This window comes from Paenibacillus wenxiniae (genome assembly GCF_039822605.1).
Lineage (GTDB): Bacteria > Bacillota > Bacilli > Paenibacillales > Paenibacillaceae > Saccharibacillus > Saccharibacillus wenxiniae.
Map to the genome: position 1 here is coordinate 676070 of NZ_JBCGUH010000001.1, position 10454 is coordinate 686523.

Below are 10454 nucleotides of genomic sequence, written 5' to 3' on the forward strand. Positions count from 1 at the left end.
CATCCGATCAGGACGGCGATAACATGCTGACCCGACCTGCGGCATATTGCAATTTTTCCAATTGCATTTCATACTCATCCAGCATACGATCATTACCAGCTAAATAGCGATCCAGTGATGCACGATCACGGCGAATGCCCATTTTGTACAGCATCATCAGTTGACGGCGTGCTGTGTCATGTACCTGCTCCATTCCGCTACGCAGACCTGGTCCATCTTCGCCTAACAGCTCTTCATGATCGGTTACAAATTGCGTCGTATAGCGCAGCATGTGCATCAGACTCTCAATCCGCAGATGATAATAGATCAGTGCGCAGGTGGCTTCAAATTCCTTATCACTTAACTCCTGCATCGATGCCAGTTGAGCGTTCAAACGACGATATGCCGCCATGCCTAACGCTTCACCGTTCATATTCACGCCACCTGCAAGAAATTCGGCAGCATGTTCGGAACAGGCACGCATTAATTGCTCCGGCTTCACCACCTGCTCTACATCGTTGGACATGTACGCATATTCCACTACACCGTCTAGCAGCTCAGACAGCGGAATTGTACCATTGTAGCCTAGCACCTGACCTGCTTTATCGAGCAAATAAAAGTCCGCAATATGCGCTACATTTTCCTCGGCATGCAGACCGTATAGCTGGATCACATGACCTTTACCCGGACTTTCCACATAGAGCTGGTTGTAAACTAGATTCGACGTTTCCATATGCAGCAGCAATGTCTGTCCGCTATTGAGCACTTCATACCAATCTCGCAAAATCGCTGCCCGATCACGTGCATCTTGATCGACAATGTGGTAGTGCACACCGATATCGGTATGCTGCTCCAACTCTTTTAGCATATGCACCATCGGGCATTGTCCAAACGTATCGTATTGCCCGTTGTAAGCCATATACGTACCGTTACATAGCATATAAATATCGGATTCTTCCAGCGTCATGCCTTTCTGATTCAACATGCCGCTGACGACACCGTAAAAGCAATGGTTGATCACAACCCGATCTTCCATAATTTGCAGTAGATCGGCAACGACAATCTCTCCATCTTCAGGAACCTGTACAGAATCGATAATATGCTGTACTTCTTCAGGCGGCAGACCGAGTACATTAATATCGAGCGATATTAGCTTTTTATCGCTTTGACTCATCTTCGCTTCGCCCCTTTTCATCAGATATAGTTCAGCGATTGTAAGCCGCTCGCCCCGTGCAAATACAGTACGCTACACTTTGAACAAGCTGGTGTCAGCCCGCCTTCATTGATCGTCTGCCGAATCTGATCGTACTCTTCCGAATCCCAAATATCGCGCAGACTTTTATTTTTCAAATTGCCGACCGTAAATTCAGAGAAAAACTTACATGGCAGCACACTGCCATCTGGAATAATATCGGTACGCGAAGTGAGTGCCAGACAGTTATTGGAGCAACGGCTTGTCATTTCTTCACCGTGAATGAACTTATCAATCTCATCGTAATCCAGACCGGGTTGGTAACGAATCCGAATTTTCCATACGCGTTCGTTAATCGCGTCCAGATCACTCATGAGCGCTTCCATATTGTCCGGATTGATTTTATATTTAAACGCATGCCAGCTACTAATATGACGCTCATCCAATTGACGTAACCAGCTGAATTTTTCAGTAAAATAATGATCCATCTTCACTGACGTTTCGCGGGAAATATACCACGGGAAGCAGAGCATCACGAGATCAAGCTTTTTCGATTCGAAAAACTCCAGCAATTCAGTCATACGACCGATCATATTATCATTGATAACGGCATGTACGGAAATACGACCTTTGTACAGCCCTTGCTCACGCAGTTCCACCAGGCGGTCGATTTCAGCCATCGTTTTCTTAAACGTACCTTTGCCGCGAATTAGATCATGTTCTTTTTCAAAACCTTCAACAGCAATAAGCAGTTCCAGATTTTCGGACAGATCCAAAATTTGATCCAGATGCTTGTTAATGAGCAGTCCATTCGTACAGATCGTCATCTCGCGGCGATCATTTTGGATATGTCCCAAAATTTCGCTGAATTGACGGTGGAACATCGGCTCGCCGCCCCACAGATACAAGCGCGATTTAACCGCTTTCGTATCATCGAGCAGCTGCTTGAAAATCGCCGGGTCCAGATCCATATTTTGCTCGGCTTTATCCATCTGATGATGGTAACCGTCCTCATTCCACTGAAAACAGTGTGTACAACGTAAATTACAGCGGTTCGTAAGTTTAATTCCTAGCGATTGTGGTAATTCTGTTTTATAGGTTGGATCTTTCATTTTGTTGCGGTAGGATACAGCGGCATTGCGAATCGTGCGTTTAATCAGCTTGAATGCTTCACGGTCAATGGTGACTTCACTTCTTGGCTGCATGCATAACACCTCTTTCGTTAATTTGAAAGGCTGGTAATTCCTGCATTCCCTATTCAGTTCCGACACATGCTTATTCCGTTGAAAACTATACATTGTGCGATTCAGTACCGTTGTGCATATACGCAAACGTTACCGACATTTCCGTAACATGACCATAATGATGAAAAGCAGCCTACGACATGTAATGCTGCATGGCGCCTGCTGCCTCCGAGTATGTGCTCTAAACTAGTTACTATATAATTTAAAAACTTACCCCATCACGAACTTACATTGTATGTAAGTTCTAAGCTTCCATTGTCTGAATTTTATCACCTGTCTGTGCTTGATTCACAAATGCACAAAAGCCAGAAATTGATCCCAGATGATCCATATCAAATTCTTCAAAATCGATTTCTACATCGTACTCATCTTCAATACGCAGGATAAAATGAATCAACTGGAGGGAGTCCAGACCGGCATCGTGGATAATATCCGATTCTGGGCCAAGTTTGGTCAAACAAGCGGGGTCTTCCTTCACGTCACTAATCATTTGAATTATTTGCTCTACCGAAACACCGGACTGCTGCATTCTAATTCCTCCTTCAAAATAGTTTCTACATACGAGAGAATCAGTTCAAGCAAGCATGGCAACATCGCAAATCAACATTCATACGCTACTCTGCTCCATATTCTTTTTATTGGTATAAAAATACATAAACTGGAATATGAAAGAGCATACGTCTATCATGTTTCATCACTGTTCATTAGTCAATGCTCCAAATCGGAAACCCTGCCAAAGACCCAGAAGCCAATAAAAACATACAATTTTACCTTATTTGGTTAATATTTCATCTGTCTTTCACACATGAAAAAGGTTCATTATCACACCCTATACCGCCATAAAACGTTAGATTTCCACAATTGGAATGTATACTCCCACTTTTTGCTGTCGAATCGTTGTACGATCCCCAGTCCATGCCTATACAATGAATGAAATAACGATTGTACAAACATCCATTTGGCGTTTATTCCAACATATATGTAGGCAACATAATATGTACGGTTATACGTGTCTATTCAAAGGCTGTGGGATTTCCAGTTTATTCGACAACAAATACTGCCATCTTTTTCGTTTATTTGGTTGAACCTGCAACCTCTGTTACTACAGGTTCAAGAATAGGTAACAGGTTTATCGTCGGCGTGTGCGTAAACTTTTTTGTTAGAATAACCACCATTTCGAGACAAAACACGAGGACGGTATACGGGGATGGACTGCGGTTTCGCACCGAAGTCTACAGAGTAAGCATATAGGGTCGATTTCCGTGCTTATGCTTAAAAGCTCGGAACATGTATTGAAGTGCCATTGTAGCCTGCTGCCTTCTACAGCGTTATCGCCAACATCCACAAAAGCCCTGCTCGCTGCAATCGATAGGCAGCAGACAGGGCTTGAATCCGTTCATTCGTCGAAGTGTAAGGGAGGAGATGTAGCTCACTATATTACGCTCCTGCTTATGCATCCGTGTTAACAATATATAGCATTTACAACAATGGACTGCGTCGTGCCGGAACGATCTGCTCGAATGCGTAAGCGATACGTAGCAATGTCGGCTCGCTGTACGCTGTGCCCATAAAGCTAATGCCAAATGGCATCCCATTCCGACAGTAGCCTGCCGGCATCATAATAGCAGGATAGCCAACCGTTGCCGGTGTATCGGTAAATCTAGGGCTGAATATCGCATCCAGACGATGTGTCTGTAATACACGGTCGATTCCGTCTGTCCGCGCCTGTCTTCCAAAACGCAGGCGAGCTTCAATATAGTTCGACTCTGTTAATGTACCCGATGTTTCATATTCAGCCTTTAACAATATGTCCTGACCGTAACGAAGTGCATCCCGATGATGCAAATGGTTAAAATCGATCATGTCTTTGAGTGTGCGCACTTTGGCATGCGGACCGAGTGTAGACAAATATCGATTCAACGCAGACTTGAATTCGTATAACAAGACGTCAAAATTTTCGCCAGCCGTATGTGGCACATTCGCATCTTCCACAATGATTGCACCCGCATGGCGCATCGCTTCAATCGAAGCTTCCATAATCGCCAGATCTTCGTCATTATATTCATCTAGCAGCGCGCGATTAATGCCAATCCGAGCGCCACGCAATCCATCTGGAGATAGACAGGCCGTATAATCTGGCAATGGTATCGGCTGCGACAATGTAGCTGCATCGCGCTCATCACTGCCTGCCAGTACACCGAGTAGCACCGCCGCATCCTGTACGGTACGAGCCATCGGTCCTGCCGTATCCTGTGTGTATGTAATCGGAATGATACCGGTACGACTGATCAGTCCAAGCGTCGGCTTGATGCCAACCAGACTGTTGTTGGAGGCTGGATTGAGAATGGAGCCGGATGTTTCTGTACCTACCGCAACCGCGCATAAATTCGCTGCTACTGCGGCACCAGAGCCTGAGCTAGAACCACCCACATCCAGTTGACCTGGGCCATACGGATTAAGCGTCTGTCCTCCGCGCGCACTGTAGCCGTTTTTCATATGTAAAGCCATGAAGTTAGCCATTTCCGTCAGATTCGTTTTGCCCAAAATGACAGCGCCAGCCTGCCGTAAACGCTGTACAAGATGGGCATCTTCAGGTGCAAACGAATCGGCCAGTGCAAGTGAACCAGCGCTTGTATGCATATGATCTGCGGTGTTGATATTGTCCTTGATCAATACCGGAATACCGTGCAGAGGACCGCGTAATTGTCCGGCTGCGCGCTCTACATCAAGCTTTTCAGCGATATAGATCGCATCAGGATTCAGCTCGATTACCGCTCGCAAGCATGGGCCAGATTGATCCACATCGGCGATCCGCTGCATATATTGGATCGTCAGCGATACCGCTGATTCCTTGCCTTCCTCCATCCATTGTTGAAGCTGCTCGATCGTTGCTTCCTGTAACGCAAATGTCATGTCATCACTACCCCTTTCACCCGTCAGTCAGCCTGATTGTATCTGCTTCGAGCAAAGACAGCAGATACAGCTTCCTTTATCATAAGCGAAAAGAGGATCGTGTACCAACCCCTGCTGCACTTTTATACGCTAATAGTGTACGCAACCATTGGATGGATAGGATGCGGATACTTAGATAAGAAGCGATCGCATAGGTTGACACATAAATAGTATAGATGGATTGAAGTTAAAGTAGATACAGAGATAGGCTGCATTTAACATCAATGTATTTTATTTAAGGTGTATTGCATTTAAGATGTGTTACGTTTAAGATGTGTTGTATTCAAATAGAAGCTTCTCGTTCATCCCCATCCATTGTCGACTGCATCGCCTGTCGACGCCCGGTCTCCACATTTACGGTGCATAGCATTACGATACCGACGATAAAAAACAGCACCAGCGATAAAATCCCCAGACGTACCGAGCCTGTCAGTTGCCCTACCACACCGAACACAAATGGCCCAAAGATCGAAGCGAATTTCCCGGTCACATTAATTAAGCCGAAGTATTCACCTGTTCGTGCAGCAGGAATCAGATCACTGAATAACGCGCGTGCTAAAGACTGACTGCCTCCCTGTACAAGACCAACCATTGATGCGAGCACATAAAATTGCCATGCAGACGTCATAAAATAACCAAGCGCGACGATAAGCAAATATACCGCTAGCGACATCAACAGCGGACGCTTGGCTCCGTAGATCGTACCCAGCTTGCCAAATACTAATGTACTTGGAAAACCGATAAACTGCGTAATGAGCAGCGCCACCAGCAGATCGGTCATTCCAATGCCAATCGCTGTCCCATATACTGTCGCCATCAAAATAATCGTATTAATTCCATCATTAAAAAACCAGAATGAAATGAGCAAGCGTGCCAGTTGCGGATAGCGTGGTAATGTACGAAAGCCATTGATTACGTTGCGCATCCCCGGACGGATCAGCTCACGTATACGCTTCCCTGCTAACGTAGATGGAGCACCATGTCCAGAACGATACGGTACAGGCTTGCCAAACGCTCCACTCATTCGAAACAGCGGGATCGCGAACACAAGCCACCAGATGCCTACTGTAATAAAAGCAAGCCGTGTACCAGCCAGTGTACTGTACAGTCCGAACCAGTGCGGCTGCTGGATCATCGCCAAATTCAATGCCAGCATGACTCCGCCACCTACATAACCGTAAGCATAGCCTTGCGCAGATACCCGTTCTCGCTGCCCTGGCGGCACCATATCCGGCAATAATGCATCATAAAAAGCATTGCTGCCTGCGAACCCAATCGTCGATAAGACGAGTAATGCTGACGCGAGCAGCCAATCTCCGCGGCCGATCGTACTAAATAACATCGTCGCCACAATGCCAAGCAGTGAAAAGCCAAATAGAAATCTGCCCTTATTTCCAGCCAGATCAGATACCGCTCCCAGCAGTGGCGATAACAAGGCTACACAGAGCATGCCAGCCGCATGCGTATAACCGAGATACGAAGCCGCTGTCTCAGGATGTAGCGTAACGGCAGCAACCGAGCTATAAAAGATCGGCAGCACCGCAGCCAGTACGGTCGTTGCATACGCTGAATTGGACCAGTCATACAGTAACCAGGCACGTATATGCTTTCTATTCGTTGTCGATTGCTCCAATGTCGTTCCTCCATTCTGGTGTAACGCCTTTTACCAGACTAGCATGGAAGTGTGATATAGTTGTTAAAATTGCTATTTTTGTTAAGGCTGGCTGGTTTTGTTGCTAAGATCTCGTTTGGAATTAATCATGATATGATGATCATGACCAAAACATCGATCTGGTAAGCTTAGATAAGTAGCCAAATGCAGAGAAAGACATACATAGTCTGGATCGATAACATCCAAATAATCGAGTACATTCAAAAATGGATTACATTCAAAGACCAAGTACATTCAAGGAGAAACGTCATGCAGCTTACTGCTCAGCAGCGACAATCGATGATCGAACATATTCGCCAGCATTGCGCAGCCGAAGTCATTATTTTGCTTGGTTCGGCTGCACGTGGAGAGCTGCGTTTGGACAGTGATGTGGATATTGCTTATATGGCTAAGCCGCACGCTCCGAATCTGACAGGCTACCGCCGCTTTCGCATTGCCCAGGAGCTAGCAGAGCTGGTGAAGCGAGATGTTGACCTGATTGATTTCGAGAAATCCAGTACGGTTTTTCAATTGCAAATTGTGACAACCGGACAGATTGTTTATGAGCGCGATCATTTGCCAGCACAGCTTGCCTGGCTGCACGCTTACCGTGACTATGCGCTGCTTGGCGATTGGCGCGAACCGTTCATTACCGCATGGCAAAAAGGAGGAACACCCGCAATGAATCGCGATATCGTATTAAACAAAGCCGCTACGATTCGGCACTGTGTGAGCCGCATCAAGGAAGAATATGCGGACGATACAGACAATCTGTACAATCTCACCCGACAAGACTCGATCATTCTCAATCTACAACGTGCCTGCGAAGGCTGTCTCGATCTCGCTATGCATCTCATCTCCGAGCAAAAGCTAGGCATCCCGCAAAGCACACGCGACGCGTTCGATCTGCTGCAACGCGCCGGTATCATTGAGCGCGATCTGAACGCCAGTCTAAAAGCGATGATCGGCTTCCGCAATATCGCCATGCACGATTATCAGGCCGTACAGGTGGAAATTTTGGAGGAAATGATTGAGGAGCAATTACCTGATTTTGAACGATTCATTCTTAGTGTAGAACAGAGCGGCTGAGCAATCAGCCGCTTTATTTGCCTAAATATTTGATCGTCACGTTATCGAACACCGCTTTGCCACCTTCGCTGTATAAGGCGATGCCCTGATCTCCCGGCTTCGGAAAGACTAGATTAGAGAGCGTCACCTGTCCACCATCGACAAACATTTCTACACTCGTTTTATCCACGAGTATTTTCAGATGTACTTTTTTATTTGCTGGATTAAACGGCGCACGGCTTTCCAGTAAATTGTTGCTCGTATCGGGATGACCGGTATAAGCGCGATTAACATACGTGTAGCCGCCTTCTACAAACACACCTGCATCCACATGCCGCGATCCATCTGGCGAGCGGCGCAGCTGGAAACCTGCATTTTTCAAGTCTGACCACGTTATATCCGCATCCACCTGATAAGAGGAAGCTTTCACATCCAGATTGTACCGTCCGTCCACTTCGACACGCGGAATATGCCGGGTCGCCGTAACGAATGTTGACAATCCACGAATCGGCTGCGACAGCAAGGTGTACCCTGTGCTACCGGACAACTTTTTCAATTGAATTTGACGTACCATCGAGTCCGTTCCATTGTAGCCATCCTGCAATGTTGGCGTATTGTTGGCATAATCCCAGTTGTTCATCCATGCGAGGGCATACCGATGATCATATGGCTGTTTAGTCGTGCCGTCTTCAAAAGTGACCGCCGCATACCAATCAAATCCGTAATCGAGCCACTGCGGTTTCTCATCGTCCGCTTTAAATCCGAGTCCGTTAAAAGTGCCGATCCAGTAGGCATACGTATTCGGTTGACCGGATGCACGTCCATTTGCACTGACGCCAAGCACCCATTTATACGTGCCGTTCGATGCTCGCATCCGATACAGATCAGGACATTCCAGTGTACCGATATCGTCGGCTACAAAGTCGCTAACATAGCGCCAGCTTTTCAAATTAGAAGATGTATAAAAACCGATGCGGTTGCCTTCCGCCATCAGCATAATCCAGCGACGGGATTGTTGATCCCAGACCAGCTTCGGATCGCGGAAATCGGCATTACCCGGGTTCGATAAAATGGGCTTTTTACCAAACGCTTTGAATGTATGACCGCCGTCGGTGCTGAACCACAAGTATTGCTCCTGTGCTCCACCGTTGGCAGAAGGCTGGGTCACGATAGCAATCATCGCATTTTTGCCGAGACCAGCGGTATTGTTCGTATCGACGACGACCGATCCAGACCACGGATCACCGTTGGCGCTCGTATATTTAGGAATAGCCACGCCTTGATCTTGCCAGTGCACCAGATCGGTCGATGTCGCATGACGCCATTCGGTGCCGTTACCTTTTGGATAGTCTTTGTTATACAAATAGTAATAATGATATTTACCATTGGCGTAGACCGGGCGTTGTGGATCGTTTTTCCATTTGTCCGGTACGGTGAAATGATAGTTTGATCGATAGCCGTTCGCCTGCTGTCCGGTAGAAAATAGTTCATTATGCAGGGCAGACGTATCCTGCTGGCTTTGCCCATTTAGCCCATTCGATGGATTCGATAAACTGTTTCCATTGTTTCCATTAGACAAGTGGGTTAGGCTTGATTGACCGCTTGCCTCAGCTTGAGTTGTAGATGATTCGGACATTGTATCCGATTGAAGCTCATAACATGCTGTCGTTCCAACGGCGATGACGCCGGTCAAGCCCAGCGGCCACACCCAGCGGCGCCAGCCTGTCGTTCTGGAGGTATTACGATCATTTCGATTATTCATAGATGTTGTCTCCTCTCTATTGATGTCGCTTGTGTATGAAGGGCATAAAATGGAATAAGGGAACAGAAAGCAGTGATCCTCCCACTGCTTTCTCCCCCTTTATTCCTTGCCTGTTTACGATTGGATGTACGATCGACCATATTCGTTATACATGGATGTGCATTCTGATCGGTATAATTAACGTATTCGTTCCAAATACCCCATCAGAATAAACAGTATGCCCCCAATATGTTCCCCTGTCGATCATTCATCTATTATATTTTTCCTCAGTCCGTTGTTACCTGTCCTTGATTTAAGTTACTGTTTGGTACAACCGATGTGCGGTCGCCGTGAATCGCGACTTTGAAGCTTGGCGCAAAAGTCGACTGCTGATTGGCAAAATAGCCACGGTTCGTCATATAACTCGTAATGACCACTTCATTGCCTTTCACCTGTGGAATCGCAAAGTGTGCATATGTCCAGGTGATGTCACGCGGATTCAGATCCTGATGCAATACCAGTCCACTACCATTCAGCGGTTTGTATGGGCCGTCAATGGAATCCGACACATAGCCAAGCATGTAAATGTCTTCGGCATCTACACCATCCACGAACATTTTGGCACCA

The 10454-nt window shown here is 46.6% G+C and carries 8 protein-coding genes and 1 pseudogene; 2 read left to right on the plus strand and 7 right to left on the minus strand.

Annotated features, from left to right (window positions below; translation table 11 throughout):
• Window positions 1-7: 7 nt before the first annotated feature.
• From AAHF22_RS02815 to AAHF22_RS02835, 5 genes are all read right to left on the minus strand, one after another.
• On the minus strand, window positions 8-1153 hold the full coding sequence (locus tag AAHF22_RS02815) for a BtrH N-terminal domain-containing protein (RefSeq protein ID WP_347323443.1): 1146 nt from the start codon (window positions 1151-1153) through the stop codon (window positions 8-10).
• Window positions 1154-1173: 20 nt separating this feature from the next.
• The gene (locus AAHF22_RS02820; RefSeq protein WP_347323444.1) at window positions 1174-2376 is read right to left on the minus strand and encodes a radical SAM/SPASM domain-containing protein; all 1203 of its coding nucleotides are present in this window, start codon (window positions 2374-2376) and stop codon (window positions 1174-1176) included.
• 283 nt (window positions 2377-2659) lie between these two features.
• Window positions 2660-2944, minus strand: coding sequence for an acyl carrier protein (locus tag AAHF22_RS02825; protein ID WP_347323445.1), 285 nt, complete (start codon window positions 2942-2944; stop codon window positions 2660-2662).
• 950 nt (window positions 2945-3894) lie between these two features.
• The gene (locus tag AAHF22_RS02830; protein ID WP_347323446.1) at window positions 3895-5328 is read right to left on the minus strand and encodes an amidase family protein; all 1434 of its coding nucleotides are present in this window, start codon (window positions 5326-5328) and stop codon (window positions 3895-3897) included.
• A 322-nt stretch (window positions 5329-5650) separates the two neighbouring features.
• Complete coding sequence (locus AAHF22_RS02835; protein WP_347323447.1) at window positions 5651-7000, minus strand: MFS transporter; 1350 nt, start codon at window positions 6998-7000, stop codon at window positions 5651-5653.
• Window positions 7001-7318: 318 nt separating this feature from the next.
• Here AAHF22_RS02835 and mntA point away from each other — a divergent pair.
• Together mntA and hepT are read left to right on the plus strand one after the other, a co-directional pair.
• Window positions 7319-7636: pseudogene (gene mntA / locus AAHF22_RS02840) on the plus strand (type VII toxin-antitoxin system MntA family adenylyltransferase antitoxin); the annotation flags it as partial.
• A 63-nt stretch (window positions 7637-7699) separates the two neighbouring features.
• Window positions 7700-8107 (plus strand): type VII toxin-antitoxin system HepT family RNase toxin, encoded by a 408-nt coding sequence (hepT, locus tag AAHF22_RS02845; RefSeq protein ID WP_347323550.1) that lies wholly within the window; start codon window positions 7700-7702, stop codon window positions 8105-8107.
• 13 nt (window positions 8108-8120) lie between these two features.
• On the opposite strand, the gene levB is transcribed toward hepT, so the two are convergent.
• Window positions 8121-9848, minus strand: coding sequence for a 2,6-beta-fructan 6-levanbiohydrolase (levB, locus tag AAHF22_RS02850; protein WP_347323448.1), 1728 nt, complete (start codon window positions 9846-9848; stop codon window positions 8121-8123).
• A 266-nt stretch (window positions 9849-10114) separates the two neighbouring features.
• The coding region (locus tag AAHF22_RS02855; RefSeq protein ID WP_347323449.1) for a glycoside hydrolase family 68 protein at window positions 10115-10454 on the minus strand (340 nt) is incomplete at its 5' end.

Bases quoted from the DNA above. Each gene is read 5' to 3' on its own strand.
- AAHF22_RS02815 (WP_347323443.1), bottom strand. From the start codon at position 1,153: ATGAGTCAAAGCGATAAAAAGCTAATATCGCTCGATATTAATGTACTC.
- AAHF22_RS02820 (WP_347323444.1), bottom strand. From the start codon at position 2,376: ATGCAGCCAAGAAGTGAAGTCACCATTGACCGTGAAGCATTCAAGCTG.
- AAHF22_RS02825 (WP_347323445.1), bottom strand. From the start codon at position 2,944: ATGCAGCAGTCCGGTGTTTCGGTAGAGCAAATAATTCAAATGATTAGT.
- AAHF22_RS02830 (WP_347323446.1), bottom strand. From the start codon at position 5,328: ATGACATTTGCGTTACAGGAAGCAACGATCGAGCAGCTTCAACAATGG.
- hepT (WP_347323550.1), top strand. From the start codon at position 7,700: ATGAATCGCGATATCGTATTAAACAAAGCCGCTACGATTCGGCACTGT.
- levB (WP_347323448.1), bottom strand. From the start codon at position 9,848: ATGAATAATCGAAATGATCGTAATACCTCCAGAACGACAGGCTGGCGC.